At 45.0% G+C, this 17,900-nt stretch carries 16 protein-coding genes; 10 read left to right on the top strand and 6 right to left on the bottom strand.

Features of this window, described 5'->3' with window-relative positions; all coding sequences use genetic code 11:
• Positions 1-262 precede the first annotated feature (262 nt).
• The 5 genes from ABD943_RS04240 to ABD943_RS04220 form a co-directional block, all read right to left on the bottom strand.
• On the bottom strand, positions 263-586 hold the full coding sequence (locus ABD943_RS04240; RefSeq protein ID WP_345291931.1) for a PilZ domain-containing protein: 324 nt from the start codon (positions 584-586) through the stop codon (positions 263-265).
• A 75-nt stretch (positions 587-661) separates the two neighbouring features.
• The gene (rsmA, locus tag ABD943_RS04235) at positions 662-1,471 is read right to left on the bottom strand and encodes a 16S rRNA (adenine(1518)-N(6)/adenine(1519)-N(6))-dimethyltransferase RsmA (protein ID WP_345291930.1); all 810 of its coding nucleotides are present in this window, start codon (positions 1,469-1,471) and stop codon (positions 662-664) included.
• 2 nt (positions 1,472-1,473) lie between these two features.
• Positions 1,474-2,475 carry a 4-hydroxythreonine-4-phosphate dehydrogenase PdxA gene (gene pdxA / locus ABD943_RS04230; RefSeq protein WP_345291929.1) on the bottom strand — a complete coding sequence of 334 codons (1,002 nt, stop codon included), beginning with the start codon at positions 2,473-2,475 and terminating at the stop codon, positions 1,474-1,476.
• Between the two features lie 29 nt (positions 2,476-2,504).
• A complete protein-coding gene (locus ABD943_RS04225; protein WP_345291928.1) occupies positions 2,505-3,806 on the bottom strand; it encodes a peptidylprolyl isomerase in 1,302 nt (433 codons plus the stop codon).
• Position 3,807: 1 nt separating this feature from the next.
• Positions 3,808-6,177, bottom strand: coding sequence for an LPS-assembly protein LptD (locus tag ABD943_RS04220; protein ID WP_345291927.1), 2,370 nt, complete (start codon positions 6,175-6,177; stop codon positions 3,808-3,810).
• A gap of 132 nt (positions 6,178-6,309) precedes the next feature.
• On the opposite strand from ABD943_RS04220, the gene ABD943_RS04215 reads away from it, so the two are divergent.
• The 7 genes from ABD943_RS04215 to ABD943_RS04185 all read left to right on the top strand — a co-directional run bounded on the left by ABD943_RS04215 (position 6,310) and on the right by ABD943_RS04185 (position 11,101).
• Positions 6,310-7,350, top strand: coding sequence for an aminoglycoside phosphotransferase family protein (locus ABD943_RS04215; protein WP_345291926.1), 1,041 nt, complete (start codon positions 6,310-6,312; stop codon positions 7,348-7,350).
• Complete coding sequence (gene murU / locus ABD943_RS04210; RefSeq protein ID WP_345291925.1) at positions 7,347-8,045, top strand: N-acetylmuramate alpha-1-phosphate uridylyltransferase MurU; 699 nt, start codon at positions 7,347-7,349, stop codon at positions 8,043-8,045. The genes ABD943_RS04215 and murU overlap by 4 nt, the downstream gene beginning before the upstream one ends.
• Before the next feature lie 2 nt (positions 8,046-8,047).
• Positions 8,048-8,872 (top strand): co-chaperone DjlA, encoded by an 825-nt coding sequence (djlA, locus tag ABD943_RS04205; RefSeq protein WP_345291924.1) that lies wholly within the window; start codon positions 8,048-8,050, stop codon positions 8,870-8,872.
• Between the two features lie 193 nt (positions 8,873-9,065).
• Positions 9,066-9,698: a dUTP diphosphatase gene (locus tag ABD943_RS04200; protein WP_345291923.1), complete on the top strand. Its 633-nt coding sequence runs from the start codon at positions 9,066-9,068 to the stop codon at positions 9,696-9,698.
• Positions 9,699-9,722: 24 nt separating this feature from the next.
• Positions 9,723-9,995, top strand: a complete 273-nt coding sequence (locus ABD943_RS04195) for a hypothetical protein (RefSeq protein WP_345291922.1) — start codon at positions 9,723-9,725, stop codon at positions 9,993-9,995.
• A 13-nt stretch (positions 9,996-10,008) separates the two neighbouring features.
• Positions 10,009-10,743, top strand: a complete 735-nt coding sequence (locus tag ABD943_RS04190; protein WP_345291921.1) for an SIR2 family NAD-dependent protein deacylase — start codon at positions 10,009-10,011, stop codon at positions 10,741-10,743.
• 67 nt (positions 10,744-10,810) lie between these two features.
• A complete protein-coding gene (locus ABD943_RS04185; protein WP_345291920.1) occupies positions 10,811-11,101 on the top strand; it encodes a GIY-YIG nuclease family protein in 291 nt (96 codons plus the stop codon).
• 105 nt (positions 11,102-11,206) lie between these two features.
• Here the strand turns inward: ABD943_RS04185 and ABD943_RS04180 are convergent, their stop codons facing one another.
• A complete protein-coding gene (locus ABD943_RS04180) occupies positions 11,207-12,313 on the bottom strand; it encodes a phosphoribosylaminoimidazolesuccinocarboxamide synthase (protein WP_345291919.1) in 1,107 nt (368 codons plus the stop codon).
• A 268-nt stretch (positions 12,314-12,581) separates the two neighbouring features.
• Between ABD943_RS04180 and acnA the strand changes: the two genes are divergently transcribed.
• The 3 genes from acnA (at position 12,582) to ABD943_RS04165 (ending at position 17,888) form a co-directional block, all read left to right on the top strand.
• Positions 12,582-15,293, top strand: a complete 2,712-nt coding sequence (gene acnA, locus ABD943_RS04175; protein WP_345292689.1) for an aconitate hydratase AcnA — start codon at positions 12,582-12,584, stop codon at positions 15,291-15,293.
• An 8-nt stretch (positions 15,294-15,301) separates the two neighbouring features.
• Positions 15,302-16,612 (top strand): MFS transporter, encoded by a 1,311-nt coding sequence (locus tag ABD943_RS04170; protein WP_345291918.1) that lies wholly within the window; start codon positions 15,302-15,304, stop codon positions 16,610-16,612.
• Between the two features lie 76 nt (positions 16,613-16,688).
• A complete protein-coding gene (locus ABD943_RS04165) occupies positions 16,689-17,888 on the top strand; it encodes an MFS transporter (RefSeq protein ID WP_345291917.1) in 1,200 nt (399 codons plus the stop codon).
• The last annotated feature ends 12 nt before the right edge of the window (positions 17,889-17,900 follow it).

Genomic DNA, 17,900 nt, shown 5'->3' with positions numbered 1-17,900 from the left:
ACGCCGCCCAAACTTGTTATTAGATTCTGTTATTGTCACTACCCCTAGTGTATCTAATGCTTAGCGCTAGCTGTTGGTGCCGATTAGTCGTGCTTATTGCTCACAGCTTAATACTGCTACGTAAGCTTATCCAAGAGGTGACCGTTTGGGTGTGATGAACTTCTCATAGGTACACTGTATCAGTGATACAGAACGCTTTACCCTAGTGCTGCTTGCATTAGGGAGACATCAACTGCTCTAGTCTCTAATAATCTCTAATTAATTAGACAAACTCAAGAGCAATGTGGTCTTCTTCAACACGAATAACTCGCATTGGATGAAGAACCATGTGGTCCTGATCTTCGCCTAATATACCTTCTATGTGAACTTTCACGGTATCTCCTTTCTTCAGCTTGCTTACTTGGTTGTTTTTGACCAATAACCCGCCTTCAGAAATGTCGACACTCTCGGAAATAAGCACATCAGAGTTTTGTTGCCTAATGGCAACAGGAAGGTGTATAGCTACTCTAAAAAAACGTCTGGCGTCGCTTGGACCCTGGCCTTTTATAGAGATTTTTTTTGACTTACCGTCTTGTTCGATTCTCATAGCCCGCTCCTCTACAATAACGCTCCCTGTATAAGATTAGACTAAGCAAAAAATGTGAAGAAGTCCACATTTTTTTTATGGCTTTTGATTTTCTAGGTAGTGGCAAATAGTGATGAAGTCTTGCAAAGATAAGCGCTCAGCTCTTTCTGTGGCATTTAGTCCGATGGTTGCAAAGTCATCCGCCGAGAGCCAGTCTTTGAGGCTATTTCTAATGGTTTTTCTACGCTGATTAAAGGCTGCTGTTACTATTTGTGAAAGCAGTTTCGTATCTTGTACTGGGTTAGCAATACTATCATGGGGCTTCAATCGAACGATAGCGGAGTCAACTTTAGGTGCTGGTGAAAAGGCACCAGGTGGGACGACGAATAGCATTGCGGTTTGGCAAAAATATTGGGTCATGACACTAAGACGGCCATACTGTTTGCTGCAAGGCGCGGCACAAAGTCGCTCAACGACCTCTTTCTGCAGCATAAAATACATGTCATGAATAACATGGCGCTGATCAAGCAGGTGAAATATTAGCGGTGTCGAAATGTTATATGGCAAGTTGCCAACAATTCTAAGTTTCTCATTTGAGGTTTTCAGCTGGGTAAAATCGAACTTTAATGCGTCGCTTTGATGAATGGAAAAGTTATCCTGTTGAGCAAACCTCTCTTGCAGCCTTGGTATTAAGTCCCTATCAAGCTCAACAACGTCAAGACTACCGGCTTGTTCAACTAAGTGTTCAGTGATTGCGCCTAGACCAGGGCCAATCTCGACAATATGATCATCTTTCTGTGGAGCAATAGACGTTATGATCTTATCAATATAGTGGTTGTCGGATAAAAAGTTTTGACCAAAGCGTTTTCTAGCTTGGTGGCCTTGGACAATTTTTGAGTTTGGCATGGTTAGTGTGACTGCTGTTTGCTGCGTCTAATCAGATCTTGAGTGAATTGTAACGTATATTGCATGCTTCCGATATCCGCAATGTTTTGTCCGGCGATATCAAGGCCGGTGCCATGGTCGACAGATGTGCGTATGTAAGGCAACCCTAGGGTGACATTAACAGCATTACCGAAGCCTTTGTACTTGAGAGTCGGTAGACCTTGGTCGTGATACATGGCCAATACGCAGTCAATATCTTTAATTTTATTGGGTTGAAAGGCTGTATCTGCAGGTAATGGGCCAATTAATTCTGCATTTAATGTGTCTCGAAGTTGATCTAGCGTTGGGATAATAATGCGAGACTCTTCGGTGCCTAAGTGATCATTTTCACCGGCATGAGGATTGAGACCACAGATTAAAATTCGCGGGTGCTGAATTGAAAACTTACTGCGGAGTTCTGTATCAACCACGGTTAGTACTTCAGTCAATAGCTGTGGGGTGATAGCGTCAGCTACGTCGCGCAATGGTAAATGAGTGGTGGCTAGCGTTACTCTCAAGCCATCGCAGGCGAGCATCATAACGACTTTTTTGCAGCCACTGTGCTCAGCAAAAAATTCAGTGTGCCCTGAAAACTTTAATCCAGAATCATTGATGATCCCTTTGTGTACAGGACCAGTCAAAATAGCATCGACTTGACCGCTCAGCGCCAGATCGTTGGCGGTTTTTAGAGTGTCCAGCACATAGTTTGCATTAGAGACATCGAGTTGCCCAAACGTCACTTTTGAGTGGAGTGACAGAGGAATACACCATAAGTGACCGGGACGGTGTTTCACAGCTTTAGACTGAGGTATAAACTCTGTCAGTTTTAGAGGGAGCTTAAGAAGGTTCGCTGCTTGCTCAAGAAGCGCGGGATCGGCACAGACGATTAATTGATCATCGCATTCAAGCTGCGCCATTTTTACCAGTATTTCAGGACCGATGCCGGCGGGTTCGCCCGCCGTAATCAGTATTTTAGCACTATCCATGCCATGTCCTTGGGACATTGAGGAGTAAATTAAGCCTCTTCTTCAACAACTTTTTTGACGTAGGCTTCATCACGAATCTCACGGATCCAGTTTTCCACTTCTTCTGAGAACTTTCTCTGACGGAGTATTTTCGCAGCTTGTTGGCGCTTCATATCTTCAGACTGGTCATCTTGGCGCTGACCTGTGAGCTGTACAATGTGCCAGCCAAAGCTGCTTTGAAAAGGGTCACTAATCTCGTTAATGGATAAGCTGCTTAACGTTTCTTCAAAAGTGGGATCAAAAGCTCCGACATTATTCCAACCTAATTCTCCGCCTACATTCGCAGAGCCAGGATCGTCAGAGTGCTTTTTTGCCATGTTTGCGAACTCAACTTCACCTGCTAAAACTTGCTCGCGAATATGGTTGAGTAGGTCTATGGCATCTTGCTCTGTGGTAATGGCGTCAGGGCGAACTAAAATATGACGCGACTTCGTTTGTTGCACCACATGTTCAAGATCGCCACGCTTGTCGTATAGTTTTAATATATGAAAGCCGGCTGGACTGCGGATTGGAGTGGATACTTTACCGCGCTCTAAATAATAAACCGGAGTTCTAAAAAGTTCAGGAAGGCTTTGTTCGCTATTCCAACCAAAATCTCCACCGCTACTCGCGTTCGAGCCATCCGAGTGCTTGACAGCCATAGCTTCAAAGTCAGCTCCTTGTTTAAGCTGGTTTGCAATATCTAAGGACTTAGCCTTTGCTGTTGCTATTTCTGCATCTGAGGCATTCTCATCGACGGATAGTAAGATGTGCCCAAGCTTGTATTCAACTTGGCTTTTCGCATTCATCGCTTGAACCAGTGAGTCGATCTCTTTATCACTAATTTTGATACGACGTTGAACAAAGGCATCTCTGAAGCGCGACGTAATGATTTCTTTATGTAAGTCGCTGAGAAATAGCTCCCAAGCAAGCCCCTTACTTTGTATCTGTAAGCGAAACTCTTCAACGGACATATTATTTTGTTGCGCGACCTGAGTCGCAAACTGTTGTAATTCGCCAGGTTGCACTTGCATACCCGCGCGAGTGGCCATTTGATACTGAAGGCTCTGAATGATCAGTTGTTCTAATAACTCTTTTTTTAAGATATTTTCAGGCGGTAGTTGACCGCCTCTGGCTAGAATTTGGTCCTGAGCTTGAATGACTTTACGATCAAGCTCGCTTTGCAAAATCACGTCTTGGTCGACGTGTGCGATCACTTTATCGATGGTTTCCGCGCTAACAGCGTTTTGTGGCGCTAATGTCATTAATGTAGCAGCCAACAAGCAAGCCGAAATCAAATGTCTCAATGTCATACTATTTGCCTAATAAATCGTCGTATCCGTAGATACTGTCTTCTAAAAATTCTGTGGTACTGCCGCGTAAACTGCCCACACCTTTAAGAACAAATTGGATATACACACCTGAGCTATGTTCGTCAGGTTGGTTTGGCACCAGCCCACCTTGGCTATCCAGTTGAATATTAATGTACCGTCTTGCGACTACGCGAACCGCCCAGCAGCAGGACTCATACTCTAGACCAAGAAAGGAGTCGTTAGTTCGATTTTCAGTTAGATCTTGGTTGTAGCGACCCAAAAGACGCCAATCTTGGGCTATCGGCCAAGCAAATGCAAGCTCTGCCTCTTCCTGAGTTCGGGTTGTGGTCTTGCGATAACGATGACCAAGATTAACAATGTGGTTAGTTTTGGGTTCATAGTGAAGGTTTACTAGCCCATGCTGGGTTTCATTGGTTTGATCGTCCCACTCAATCGCCGATTTGACTTCAATATTGTCTGTCCAGCGCCAGTTAACCTCAGCCAATAAACCAGATTGTTTATTGGTTTCAACTGGCATATTTAACAAAGTGACTTTACGATCTTTCAAATAAACGGTTCGGCCAATGGATATCGAAGCTTTTTCTTTTCCTTCTTCATCGAGGAAGCGGCTGGTGATGGCGCCACTGACTTGATTGGCGTCACCAATACGGTCGATGCCGCTGAAGCGGTTGCGACTGAATAGTTGTGTAAAGTTAAACGTTGGCAAGCTGGTGTCGTAAATACCAATACCTTGTTGATCTTCAAAAGGGGTGTAGAGGTAAAAAACTCTCGGTTCAAGCGTTTGTGTGATATCACCATCTTCAAAGTTGAGGGTACGCTCGAAGAACAAACCGGTGTCGACTGATAGTGTTGGTAGGCTACGATCGAAGGTTTGTTCGATGCCTGCTGTATCGGTTTGTTCGTATTGGGTATAGGCGAAACTCAACTCAGGTCGAAAGAAGCTGTATAGGGTTTCATGGCTCCAGCCAATAGATGGCTCAACATGATACCTGTCCGCAGTGACAGCATTGTCTTTATCGAAACGTGTCAATTCGGTATGGATTTTTGCCTCAAAGTCGTTTTCATTGGGTTCGAAAAAGCGCGTCAGTTTAACGCGGGGTGCTATGGTATAGCGCTCAACCGGGCTGTTGAGAAGCTGCCAGTCTTGATACTCTGTGCGCATTAGCCATTCGTTGCTGAGGTATTGCACGTATAAATTTTGGCTCAGTATGTCTTGGTTACTGTCTTGAATGCTGCCGCCGAAGTCCTGAAAAAAAGCGTCGTCGCTGACTTTTCGAGCTGCGATGCCGCTAGACCAGTTATCGCTAAACTGAGTTAAATGTTTAACATCGTACTGCCAACGTTGATCCGGGATATTCTCAGGATTACTATCTGTTGCAGCTTTATCATCGGGCAGGTACTCAAAAAACAGCTCGCCAGAATTCTGTTCCGTTAAATAACGAAACTCTGAGCCTAGCATTGAGCCACGCGAGGTCATGTAGCGTGGAGTCAGCGTTAAATCGTAATTAGGCGCCAAGTTGATATAGTAAGGGGCGCTGAGATCTCTACCATTACGGTTAGAGTTGCTAAAAGAGGGCGGTAATAGACCTGTTTTGCGGCGGTCGTCCACAGGGAACGTAATATAAGGTAAATAAAACACTGGAATGCCAGCGACCTTGACCACACTGTTGTACGCTTTCCCCCAACCACTTTCACGGTCGATAATGATTTCATCAGACTCAAAGACCCAGCTCTTCTGATCGTCTGGACAGGTCGAAAAGTCAGAATCAGTCAATGTTAATAATTGCTTATTATCAACACGAATATTATCAGCCTCACCGTTAGCATTGTTACTGTACAAGTGATAGCGAGTGTTTTGAATTTCAGTTGAGCCTTTGATGGAGTAATAATCGAGGCTATCCGCGCCGACCACAAAGTTTTGGTTGGTGAATAATAAGTCACCTTCAGCGCGGTAGGACTTATCAACATTGTTGGCAATGAGTCTATTAGCGGTCAGTTCTTGCTGATCCTGAGATACTCTAACGTTGCCCGAGAGGTAAGCCATATCGCCTTCGCGAGACGCTTCATCCGAATAAACGCGAATCGGCTCATGGGGGTTACTGATCCCCGCTTGATAGCGAATCGGTTCCACGGCTTGGCTGGGGCAGGTTTTAAACTCTGGAAACTGGTAGCGTCGAACTGAGTCGTTGCTTGAGTCGCTAGAGGCTGAGTCTTGCTGCGAGGTGTTTTCTTCGGAATCAGTCACAGATGCCGCATCGTCTGCAACACTCGGGAGAGCAGCAATAGCCAGCGTTGCGCTGACCGTTGATGCTAAAAAAGATTTTACCCAACGGACTTTCTTGCTTACCATGTACTTTTCGTGTTTTTCTACGGGTTGGTCACAAAATAAACAGCCCGTCGATTCAAGGGCTTACGATTTGTAACTGACATCAGTTATAAAGTCCTAATGATAAACGCTTACGCCACAGATTGAAAATTAATAATGACAAAAGATAGCCGACAATTAGCGCTAAAGGCATGGTCTCGCCAGCAAATAGAACAACTTGAAGGTTCTAGCGTGACCTCTCAGCAAACGATGGATTGGAGTGTGGTCTCTGGTGACGCTAGCTTCCGTCGTTATTTTAGATGGTCAATTAGCGAAGGAAATAGCTGGATTGCGGTAGACGCGCCTCCGAAGCATGAGAATAGCGAGCAATTTATAAAGGTTGCTAACATGCTGCAACAGGTCAATGCTCCGCGTGTACTTGCTCACGATCTTGAGCAGGGCTACATGCTGTTGAGTGATCTGGGTGATCAACTGTTGTTACCATTACTGAAGCAAGCTCAAGCGAATCAAGACCAACAGCGAGCCGATGAGCTTTATCATGCTGCTATAGATAGCTTGGTTGAGATGCAGGAAATTCCTGCCAGTCGCTTACCGGATTATGATGAAGCGCTATTGCGCGCAGAAATGGAGCTTTTTCGGGACTGGTTTCTAGGCGAGCATTTGAACTACGATTTATCGGCGATTGAGCATCGACTGCTGGATGCTACTTTTGAGCATTTGATCGAAAGCGCGCAGCAACAGCCACAAGTGTTCGTTCATCGTGATTACCATTCTAGAAACATCATGCGTTGCAAGGGCACGGAGCAGCCAGGCATCATTGATTTTCAAGATGCTGTTCGAGGCCCGTTGACTTACGACTTACTGTCCTTGTTAAGAGATTGTTATATCCAATGGACCCCAGAACAGGTTGAAGACTGGGTTGATTACTATTTAAAACAATCACCAGCTGTTTTGGATAAAGAGCAGCTGATGCAGTGGTTTGATTGGATGGGGCTGCAAAGGCATATTAAAGTTGCTGGGATTTTTTGTCGCTTGAAGTACCGAGATGGTAAAGAGGGCTACTTGAAAGATATCCCTTTAACCCTCACTTATATTCTTCAGCAAGCAGAAAAATACCCTGAAATGTCAGAGTTCTATCGATGGCTCAAAGAAAAGGTCATGCCTGTGTATGAGAAAAAGCAGGGTGAACTCGCATGAAGGCGATGATCTTAGCCGCAGGTCGTGGGCAGAGAATGCGTCCATTAACGGACCGCCACCCTAAGCCGTTGTTGAAGGTGGATGGCCGTGCATTAATCGAGTGGCACATCGAAGCTTTAAAAGAGGCTGGAATTAAAGAGATTTTAATCAATACCTCGTGGCTAGGTGAGCAAATTCCAGAATACCTGGGTGATGGAGCTTACTGGGGAGTAAAGCTCACTTATTCGCACGAACCCCAAGCATTAGAAACCGCTGGCGGTATCCGCAAAGCAATCGATTTTTTTGAGAACGAGCCTTTTATCGTGGTCAATGGCGACGTTTGGACGGAATTTAGTTACGACAAATTACTTAAACAGCCGAGTAAGTCGGCTCATATCGTCTTAGTCGATAATCCAGAGCACAACACTAAAGGGGATTTTTTACTACGGGATGATGGTTTGGTTGTCGCCGAAGGCAATGACTGCAAAACCTTTTCTGGAATAGGGGTTTACCATCCTGACGTTTTTAAAGAGGTACCCCTTGATGAGCCCGCACCATTGGCGCCACTGTTGCGCGAGTTGATGGTTGAGGCTGAGGTTACGGGAGAACTGTATCAGGGCCGTTGGCATGATATCGGCACTCCAGAACGATTAGAGGCGTTGAACCTGAGTTTTCAGCGCCGAATAAAAACAATTGAATATGACGGTAAATTATAACAATGAGCTGGTTCGGTAAAGTTATTGGTGGTGTTCTTGGATTCTCCTTAGCGGGAGGGCCTATTGGTGCCATTATTGGTGCGGTGCTTGGGCATCAGTTGGATAAGAAAGCAGAAGATTACCAAGAGCGTTATGCACCGGGCGATCAAGAGCGTGTGCAGGCTGCATTTTTCACAGCGACGTTCTCGGTTATGGGCCATATTGCTAAAGCCGATGGTCGTGTTACGCAGAACGAAATTCGTCATGCGGAAAATGTCATGCGCCGAATGGGGCTTGATGAAGACGCTCGTAAGTTCGCTATTGATTTATTCCAACAGGGCAAGGGTAACGACTTTGATTTAGAAGCGGTATTGGCTCAGTTTAAAAAAGAATGTCAGCGACGCCGCAACTTAATGCAAATGTTCCTTGAAGTGCAAATCACCATGGCCTTAGCCGATGGCACTATTCATGAATATGAACGAGCGATATTGCACCGCGTCGGTAAGCACTTAGGCTTCGCTGGCTTCATGATCGATCAGTTGATTAAGATGGTGCAGGCACAACAAGGTTTTCATCGTCACTCCCAAAGACAAGCTGGTGGTCATGGCGGTACTTACCAAGAAGCACCAAGTGGCCCAAGCGTTGAACAAGCCTATCAAGTGCTCGGTGTAAAAAGTTCAGACGATGAAAAAACGGTGAAGCGTGCTTACCGCCGATTAATGTCGCAGCACCATCCTGACAAGCTAGTGGCAAAAGGCTTGCCGGAAGAGATGATTAAGATGGCGACGGAGAAGACGCAGGAGATTAAGTCTGCGTATGAGTTGATCAAAAAAAGCAAAAATTGGTAGTTGAGCTAGTTGTAAAACTACTGCGCTTGAAATTGCTTTGTTAAAAAAGTTATTTAATCAGCTTATTTACTAGAGTAAACGCGCCTATTAAACTAACTTTTTTGCCTCGCACTTTCTTCGCTCGTGACGTTTTACGAGCGTAATTAAATGATTATTGAGTAGCGTAAAAAAACTTAAAAGTATAGAGATTAGAATGAATAAAGAATTGATGGTAAAGCAAATTGCGGTGATGCTGGAAATGCAGCATGCGATGAACACGAAAGTTCATGAGAAATGGTTCGACCAAAATTACGAGTGGTATCGTGCGATTTGGATCGAGTGTGCTGAGATGTTGGAGCATCATGGTTGGAAGTGGTGGAAGCACCAGAAGCCTGACGTTGAACAAGTAAAAATGGAGCTGGTGGATATTTTTCACTTCGGTTTAAGCTCTCGAATTGATGGCGAGTTGTCGTTTGATGAAATCGCGGAAGAGTTAGCCGACGAAATGTTAGAGCCCATCCTAAAAGATGACTTTAAACAAACGCTAGAAATTTTAGCGGGACAAGCGGTGATGTATCAGCACTTTGATGGTGCGAGTTTTGCTGGCTGTATGGAGCAGATCGAGATGCCATTCGAAGAATTATTCAAAAACTATGTTGGTAAAAATACCTTGAATTTTTTCCGCCAAGACAATGGCTACAAAGATGGTTCTTACATTAAAGAGTGGGATGGCCTCGAAGATAATGAAGTCTTGGTCGAAATTTTAGAGCAACTTGATCCTACACATGACGATTTCAAACATCGTGTTTACCAAGGTCTCGCCGATAGGTATTCAGTACTAAAGTAATTAACAATAAACATTGGAGACAATATGTCTGAAGGTTCCAACAAAGTGATATTAAAAGGATATGGAGATTTAGACAAAGGAAAGTATTACATTGAACATGCGCTTGCCGAGCTTTTTGGTATCGATGATAAAGTTGCTAAAAAGTTACTTGAAGCATCGGCTGAGAACGCAAGAACAGTTAAAACTAATGTGGATTCCAATACAGCAGAGCGCTACTTAAAAGCACTGAAGAAAACTGGCGCAATCGGTGAAGTAGTTGATACTCGTTATGACTTTAGCAGTCTTTCTTTAGAGTGATAGGATTGACGATATGGATATCGAGCCTGAAGTTTTAGCGTTAATTCAGCATGCTAAACGTGTGACCATTCTAACTGGCGCTGGAGTCTCCGCAGAGTCCGGCGTCGCTACTTTTAGAGCCTACAAAGAAGAAACCCAAGAAAGCTTGTGGAGCCAATACGATCCACAAAAGATGGCGAGCATTGATGGGTTTAGAGAAAACCCTAATCGCGTCTGGCAGTGGTATCAGTGGCGTCGCAATGAGTTAAAAAATAAAGAACCAAACGATGCTCACAAAGCCATTGCCAAGTGGCAACAATCTAAAACACAAAACGTTACGCTAATTACCCAAAACGTTGACGGCTTACATCAAGCTGGTGGCTCTAAAGACGTTATCGAACTTCACGGCAATATCTGGCGCAATCACTGCCTGCAATGTCTTGCAGACTATAACGGTGACGTTGATGGAGTGGAGACTGTTATCGAATGCCCTGAATGTGGCGGACAAATTCGCCCCTCCGTCGTCTGGTTTAGCGAAGCCTTACCCGAACAAGCTTGGCGCGACGCTGAAAGCGCTTCTTACTCCTGCGACTTATTTTTATCCGTCGGGACTTCCAGTCAAGTTTATCCCGCCGCAGGACTCGCCGCACTTGCCAAAAGCCAAGGCGCGACTGTGATAGAAGTTAATCCAGAGCCGACGGAAAGTTCGGTGGTGGATTATTGTATTGAGGGTAAGGCTGGAGAAGTTTTTAAAACCTTGAATATTTAAACTGTGATCACGTGGCTGGATCTCAGGAACCAGAGTCTTCATTAACAATAAAAAGCAAAGGATTGCAATGGAAAAGGAGTTTTACGTTTATATCATGGCGAATCATAGGAATGGAGCTCTATATACCGGCGTAACTTCCAACTTAATTAAACGAGTCTGGCAACATAAATATGACAGTACTGAAGGGTTTACTTATAAGTACCAAATTCATGACTTAGTTTATTTCGAAAAACATGAAAGTTCCTATTCTGCTATTCAAAGAGAAAAGCGTTTAAAAGAATGGCAAAGGAAGTGGAAGCTAGACTTGATCGAATCGGTGAATCCTTACTGGAACGATTTATACGAAACAATTATTTGAAGTCGCTGGATTCCGTGGTCAAGCCACGGAATGACGAGCATTCTAGTTTGAATCTCATTTCTGTCATCCCGCGATTTAATCGCGGGATCCAGTGTCTTTTGACTTTTAATCAACCAGCTTAAATTCGTCTTTTAAGATTTGGGTGATTTCTGCTTTGGGGTTGTCTGACAATTGAATTTTCTTACCAGTAATCTTTTCAGCAATTCCTGTGTAAGTTTTTGACAGGTTCATTAAAGCTTCTGTCGGTAGGTCGTTGTCACGAGCGAGTGTCTGGCGTTCGTCCATGCGATCTTTGTTTAGTAGAATGTCTGGGTCTTCAAAATGGTTCAGTAAGAACTGACGGAAACCTTCTTTTGAGTTTTCGACGACTTTGCCGTTGTCGCGGAAGGCTGAACCATCCCAAATACGTGATGAGTCAGGCGTGCCGACTTCGTCCATGTAGATCAGTTTTTCGTTGCCATCTTTATCAGTGACATATCCAAACTCGAACTTTGTATCGACAAACATCTGGTCAAGCTTTGCGAGTTCGTCGCTGATTAAGTCGAAACCTTCTTTCAGTAGCTTTTCGTATAAGTCGATATCGTCTTTACTGCGGAACGCGAAGGCTTGGTAGTTATCTTCGATGTTTTGTCGAGTTACGTTGACGTCGTCAGCTTCTGGTACGTCAGGGATGCCTTTTAAGATACCTTTGGTTGATGGCGTGATTAACAGCTCATCAAGTTTTTGATCTTTTTCTAGGCCATCAGGAAGGCGGATGCCGCAAAATTCACGTTCGCCTTTGGCGTAGGCGCGCCACATTGAGCCGGTGATGTATTGACGGGCGATCGCTTCGATTTTAACTGGCTTGGCTTTTTGTACAATCCACACAAAAGGATGCGGGATTTCAAGGATGTGGCTGTCTGCCAGCCCATTCTCGCTGAAACACTTGAACCAGTGGTTTGAGATAGCGTTTAACGCAGCGCCTTTACCGGGTACGCCGTTCATGCCGCCTTCACCATGCCAGATGGCGTCAAACGCAGAGATACGGTCGCTGATGACCATAATCGCTAACGGCGTGTCAGCAGCTACGTCATAGCCACGTTCTTTGATTAAACGTGCGCTATCGTCTTCGGTTAACCAGTAAACTGAGCGAACTTTACCGCTGTGTACTGGTTGGTTGGTACGGATCGGGAGATCGTCATTAACGGCTAAAACTTTATCAGCAAGGCTCATGGATGTGACCTATTGTGTCATGCAGTTAAATTCAAAGGTTACAGTGTTGTGCGACAACACCAGTTGAATACAAAATATCGCTGCGAAATGATACCAGAATTGGTGAATTTCTCCACGGTTTGCATGGTTAATCGGCAATTTTACAGGATCTTAACGGTCTAAGTTTTATGTTATTGATTATCTGTTGTATAGTGAAGAGTAGCGTGAAAATAGTTTAATTCATTGATTTTATTGTTTTAAAAACATTTTAATCCAAAGGGAGCCCATGATGAGCGACAAGGTTATTGATTGTAAGAAGTCTTTATCGGTTGGCGGTAAAGAGTTCGACATTTGGAGCCTGAAAGATCTAGAGGCACAAGGCCATGGCATTAAGAAAATGCCATTTTCTATTCGTATCCTTCTTGAGAATGCATTAAGAAACCATGATGGGCTAGCTGTAACTAGCGATCATGTGGACACTTTATTGCAGTGGAAGCCGAATCCAGAGAAAAAAGAGGTTCCGTACAAGCCTGCGCGTGTCCTGATGCAGGATTTCACAGGTGTTCCTGCGGTGGTGGATTTAGCGTCGGTTCGAGCTGAAGCGGCCAAGCATGGCGTCGAAGGTTCAAAAGTGAATCCATTGATTCCTGTGGACCTGGTCATTGACCATTCGGTGCAGGTTGATTTTTATGGCGACAAAGACTCGCTGGATAAGAATATTCAAATTGAGTATGAGCGCAACGAAGAGCGTTACCAATTCCTCAAGTGGGCGCAAACCGCGTTCAATAACTTCACCGTAGTGCCGCCGGGCATGGGTATTTGTCACCAGGTGAACTTAGAGTATTTGGCTCAAGGCATTGTCGAGCGCGATGGCGCCTTATTCCCTGATACCTTAGTAGGTACCGATTCACACACGCCAATGGTCAACGGTATTGGTGTTGTTGGTTGGGGCGTTGGTGGTATTGAAGCCGAGGCGGCGATTCTTGGTCAGCCGATCTTCTTTATCATGCCGGAAGTGGTGGGCCTAAAATTGACGGGCAAGTTGCCAGTCGGTACGACAGCCACAGATATGGTGTTAACGATTACGGAGCTCCTGCGTAAGCATGGTGTGGTCGGTAAGTTCGTTGAAGTCTTTGGGGAAGGTTTGGATCACTTGACGGTCACTGACCGTGCGACGATTTCGAACATGTCGCCAGAGTTCGGTTGTACCGTAACGTATTTCCCGATTGATGATCGTACGCTTGATTACATGCGCGATACGAACCGTAGTAAAGAAACCATTGAGCGTGTTGAAGCTTATACGAAGAACAACATGCTGTGGCGTGAGAACGAAGACGATATTGAGTACAGCAGTGTGGTTGAGCTTGACTTAAGCACAGTTGTTCCTACGGCGTCGGGTCCAAAGCGCCCACAAGATAAGATTGCTATTAGTAATTTGAAATCACAGTTTAAGTCGCTGATGGAGTTAAATTACGGTCGTGGTTATCAGCCGCTTGAAGATCGTAGTCCAGCGGATAACGACAACGGCTTGCTAAAAACGATCAAAGTTGATGATAAAGATAGTGATCAAGACTATGAACTGCACGATGGTTCCATTTCGATTGCAGCGATTACTTCTTGTACCAACACTTCAAACCCAAGCGTGATGATTGGTGCTGGTTTGGTCGCGAAAAAAGCGAACGACTTAGGCTTAACCGTGAAGCCTTGGGTTAAAACATCATTGGCTCCAGGTTCAAAGGTCGTTACTGACTACCTTGAGCACTCTGGTCTTTTGAGTGATTTAGAGGCGCTAGACTTCTTCTTGGTCGGGTACGGTTGTACGTCTTGTATCGGTAACTCAGGTCCATTACCAGACGCCATCGGCAAAGCGGTTAAGGATAATGACTTGGTGGTGGCTTCGGTATTATCTGGTAACCGTAACTTCGAAGCGCGTGTTCACCCTGATGTGAAAATGAATTTCTTGATGTCACCAATGTTGGTGGTGGTTTATGCATTGGCCGGTCGTGTCGATATTGATTTTGATCAAGAGCCAGTGGCGCATACACCGGATGGCAAGCCCGTTTACTTTAAAGACTTGTGGCCATCGAATGAAGAGATTCAGGAGATCATGAACAAGGTGCTAACGCCTGCTGATTTCGCGAAAAACTACGGTAAGATTTTCGACGGTAATGAGCAATGGCGTGATATGAAGGTCTCTACTGATAAGGTGTATCAGTGGGATGACTCTTCTACCTATATTAAGCAGGCACCGTTCTTCCAAGGCTTAAAGCCAGAAGTTGAGCAGCCAAAAGATATCGAAGGCGCTAGCGTTCTATTAAAACTGGGTGACTCCATTACTACCGACCATATTTCGCCAGCAGGTGGTTTCTCTGAAAATAGCCCTGCAGGTAAATACCTAAAAGGTCGTGGTATTGAACCAAGAATGTTCAACTCATACGGTTCGCGTCGTGGTAACGATGAAGTGATGGTGCGCGGTACCTTCGCTAACGTCCGTATTAAAAACCAACTGGTGGATAAAGAGGGTGGATACACTCGCTATATCCCTAGCGGCGAAACCATGACGGTGTTTGATGCGTCACAAAAGTATCAAACCGAAGGTACGCCACTGATTGTTCTCGCCGGAAAAGAGTACGGTAGTGGCTCATCGCGAGACTGGGCTGCTAAAGGTACGACGCTACTAGGCATTAAAGCAGTCATCGCAGAAAGCTACGAGCGTATTCACCGCAGTAACTTAGTGGGTATGGGCGTGATGCCTTTAGAGTTCGTGGATGGCGAAGATGCTGAAACACTGGGCTTAAGTGGCGAAGAAAGCTTCACTATTAAAGGTATCGCTGATGGTCTTGAAGTTAATCAAACTTTTGAGGTTGAGGCTAAGAGTAGCGATGGCTCAACAAAGAACTTTAAAGTGTTATCGCGCTTAGATTCTAAAGTTGAATTGGAATACTACAAAAACGGTGGTATTTTACACTACGTCCTTAGAAACTTTATTAATCAAGGATAAGTTACTCAGTGTCAAAGCGAACCACTGTTGAGCAAGTCTATGAGGCAATCAACAGTGGTGATGATGGGCGGGTCTGTAAAGATATTCCTGAGCAGGCCTGCGATCATCAACCAAAAAATGTCTCGACTCATATCATTTCGTTGGCATCGACCAAGATTGCCGATGGCCTTATTGATCCAAAGCTAATCCTCAGCTGGTTGCTGTCAGCGCTAGGCGCGTCGACTTTTCTGGTGGGCTTATTAGTGCCTATTAGAGAAGCGGGAGCTTTGTTACCCCAGTTGTTCACAGCGGGCGCCTTGAGACGTTTACCGCAAAGAAAGTGGGCTTGGGCGCTGGGATGCTTGGTACAAGGCTTGTCGGTAGCCGGTATGGTGGTGAGTGCTGTATTGCTAGAAGGTAAACAAGCCGGAGTTGCTATTGTCATTTTGCTAGGCATTCTTGCCGTTGCGCGGAGTGTGTGCTCCGTTTCTTATAAAGATGTTCTTGGCAAAACGGTTTCTAAGTCGATGCGAGGGAAAGTCACGGGCTTGGCTGCCTCAGTCGCGTCAGCAGCAGTTGTTGGCTTTGGCTTAATACTGGCGTCAGACTATGTTGACCGCATGACGCTAGTGCTCATAGCGCTTTCCATTGCTGCACTTTTGTGGATCTTTGCCAGCTTGATGTTCACTAAATTAGAAGAGGCATCAGGATCGACGGAGGGTGGTGGTAACCCGTTAGCCGTGGCGAAGCAGAATTTATCGCTATTAAAGGATAAGCAGCTATTACTGTTTATAAGCGTTAGAGCGTTACTGATTGCAACGGCGTTGGCACCGCCCTTTATGGTGACGCTAAATGGTGAAGGTGGCGTCGACAAGCTTGACTCGATGCTGGGCGGTTTAGGGGCATTGGTCTTAGCGTCATCGCTTGCCAGTTTCCTGAGCAGTTATGTGTGGGGCTGGTTGGCGGATAAATCCAGTCGTAAGGTCCTTATTTTTTCGTCAGTGGTGGCGATGGTAGCGTTAGCCGCAACCGTGGTTTTGGCGAAGTACCAACTGATAGCTCATAGCATTGTATTACCTGCGTTATTATTTGTTTTAATGGTGGCGTACCATGGTGTTAGGCTAGGCCGTTCGACCCATCTAGTGGATATGGCGACAGCGGATAATCGTGCCGCCTATACGGCTTTATCCAACACTATCATCGGCCTAATTTTATTAACGGGCGTAGGCTTTAGCGCCATTGCTCAGTACTTCGGGCAAATTGTGGTTTTGGGGTTAATGGCGGTAATGTGTTTGATTGCTGCAATCTTAGCGCTTGGGTTAAAAGAAGTTCAACACTAGCCGGAGTTGGCTAGGCTGTAACTTCTAACTGCGAGGAGTATAATGCCTCCAAATTTCTAGCGTCACGGCGTTTGCCATGAATTACCTCAGTTTTGTCAAAAGTAATAAGTATTTGCTGTTATTCGGTTTTCTTTGTGTTTTTGTTGGAAACCTTGGGCAAACCTTCTTTATCTCACTATTCAACAAAGACTTGATCGGTAATCTCTTACTGGAAAAAGATAACCTGAGTTTGGTGTATTCCGTTGCCACTTTGATCAGTGGTTTTACCATCTTTTTTGTCGGCGCCAAGATTGATGATATTGACGTTAAGACATTTACGACTATCGTTATCCTGGGCTTGATCGGCTCCTGTATCTTGTTCGCCAATAGTTCCAACCTAATCATGCTGTTCTTTTCCTATCTGGGGATACGCTTGTGTGGGCAAGGTTTAATGACACACATTGCAGTGACAACTCTGATGCGCTACATCCCACAGCACCGTGGAAAAGCGGTGAGTTTATCGTTACAGGGCATGGCATTTGGTGAGATGATCATGCCAGCGATTGCCGTTGGATTATTGAAAAATTACGGTCATACCACCAGTTGGCACAGTTATGCCATTGTTGCGTTGGTCCTAGTTTTTCCATTATTACTGTGGTTATTGAAAAAGGCGGATCTGGTACCGGTTCATGAAATGTCTGAAAAGACCGAGCAAGCTTCTGACGCAAAAGACTGGTCACGGTCGGAAGTGATGTCTGATTGGCGCTTTTGGTTAATATTACCTGCAATCATTGGCCCAGCGTTTTTAATCACCGGCATCTTTTTTCATCAGACAATATTAATTGATGGTAAAGGCTGGACATTGGATTGGCTTTCGATTGGGTTAATGCTTTACGGATTTATCCACTTTTTAGGCGCTATTCTTACTGGGCCATTAGTCGATGCTACGCACCCTCGGGTTTATATGAGGTGGTATTTACTTCCACTGGTGTTAGGGATGGTGTGTTTGTATATTGGCGACCATAAAGCTTGGTTGTTGGCATTTATGTTTTTAGCCGGAATGACAGTGGCATCCAGTGGCCCTGTTATTAATTCGTTTTACGCGGAAGTTTTTGGTAATACTCATCTCGGCGCGATTCGTGCGCTGGTTTCCGCAACCATGATTATCTCGACGGGGATAGCGCCTTACCTCTTTTCATTATTTGACAGTGTTGAAACCTTCTTAACGTTCGCGATTAGTTATGGTGTTTTCGCCATGGTGGTGATTCAGAAGAAACTGCTTGCTGAAAAGAACTGATAGTCATCGCTT

Source organism: Kangiella marina (assembly GCF_039541235.1).
Lineage (GTDB): Bacteria > Pseudomonadota > Gammaproteobacteria > Enterobacterales > Kangiellaceae > Kangiella > Kangiella marina.
This window is presented reverse-complemented; position numbering and strand designations above follow the sequence as displayed.

Bases quoted from the DNA above. Each gene is read 5' to 3' on its own strand.
- ABD943_RS04240 (WP_345291931.1), bottom strand. From the start codon at position 586: ATGAGAATCGAACAAGACGGTAAGTCAAAAAAAATCTCTATAAAAGGC.
- rsmA (WP_345291930.1), bottom strand. From the start codon at position 1,471: ATGCCAAACTCAAAAATTGTCCAAGGCCACCAAGCTAGAAAACGCTTT.
- pdxA (WP_345291929.1), bottom strand. From the start codon at position 2,475: ATGGATAGTGCTAAAATACTGATTACGGCGGGCGAACCCGCCGGCATC.
- ABD943_RS04225 (WP_345291928.1), bottom strand. From the start codon at position 3,806: ATGACATTGAGACATTTGATTTCGGCTTGCTTGTTGGCTGCTACATTA.
- ABD943_RS04220 (WP_345291927.1), bottom strand. From the start codon at position 6,177: ATGGTAAGCAAGAAAGTCCGTTGGGTAAAATCTTTTTTAGCATCAACG.
- ABD943_RS04215 (WP_345291926.1), top strand. From the start codon at position 6,310: ATGACAAAAGATAGCCGACAATTAGCGCTAAAGGCATGGTCTCGCCAG.
- murU (WP_345291925.1), top strand. From the start codon at position 7,347: ATGAAGGCGATGATCTTAGCCGCAGGTCGTGGGCAGAGAATGCGTCCA.
- djlA (WP_345291924.1), top strand. From the start codon at position 8,048: ATGAGCTGGTTCGGTAAAGTTATTGGTGGTGTTCTTGGATTCTCCTTA.
- ABD943_RS04200 (WP_345291923.1), top strand. From the start codon at position 9,066: ATGAATAAAGAATTGATGGTAAAGCAAATTGCGGTGATGCTGGAAATG.
- ABD943_RS04195 (WP_345291922.1), top strand. From the start codon at position 9,723: ATGTCTGAAGGTTCCAACAAAGTGATATTAAAAGGATATGGAGATTTA.
- ABD943_RS04190 (WP_345291921.1), top strand. From the start codon at position 10,009: ATGGATATCGAGCCTGAAGTTTTAGCGTTAATTCAGCATGCTAAACGT.
- ABD943_RS04185 (WP_345291920.1), top strand. From the start codon at position 10,811: ATGGAAAAGGAGTTTTACGTTTATATCATGGCGAATCATAGGAATGGA.
- ABD943_RS04180 (WP_345291919.1), bottom strand. From the start codon at position 12,313: ATGAGCCTTGCTGATAAAGTTTTAGCCGTTAATGACGATCTCCCGATC.
- acnA (WP_345292689.1), top strand. From the start codon at position 12,582: ATGAGCGACAAGGTTATTGATTGTAAGAAGTCTTTATCGGTTGGCGGT.
- ABD943_RS04165 (WP_345291917.1), top strand. From the start codon at position 16,689: ATGAATTACCTCAGTTTTGTCAAAAGTAATAAGTATTTGCTGTTATTC.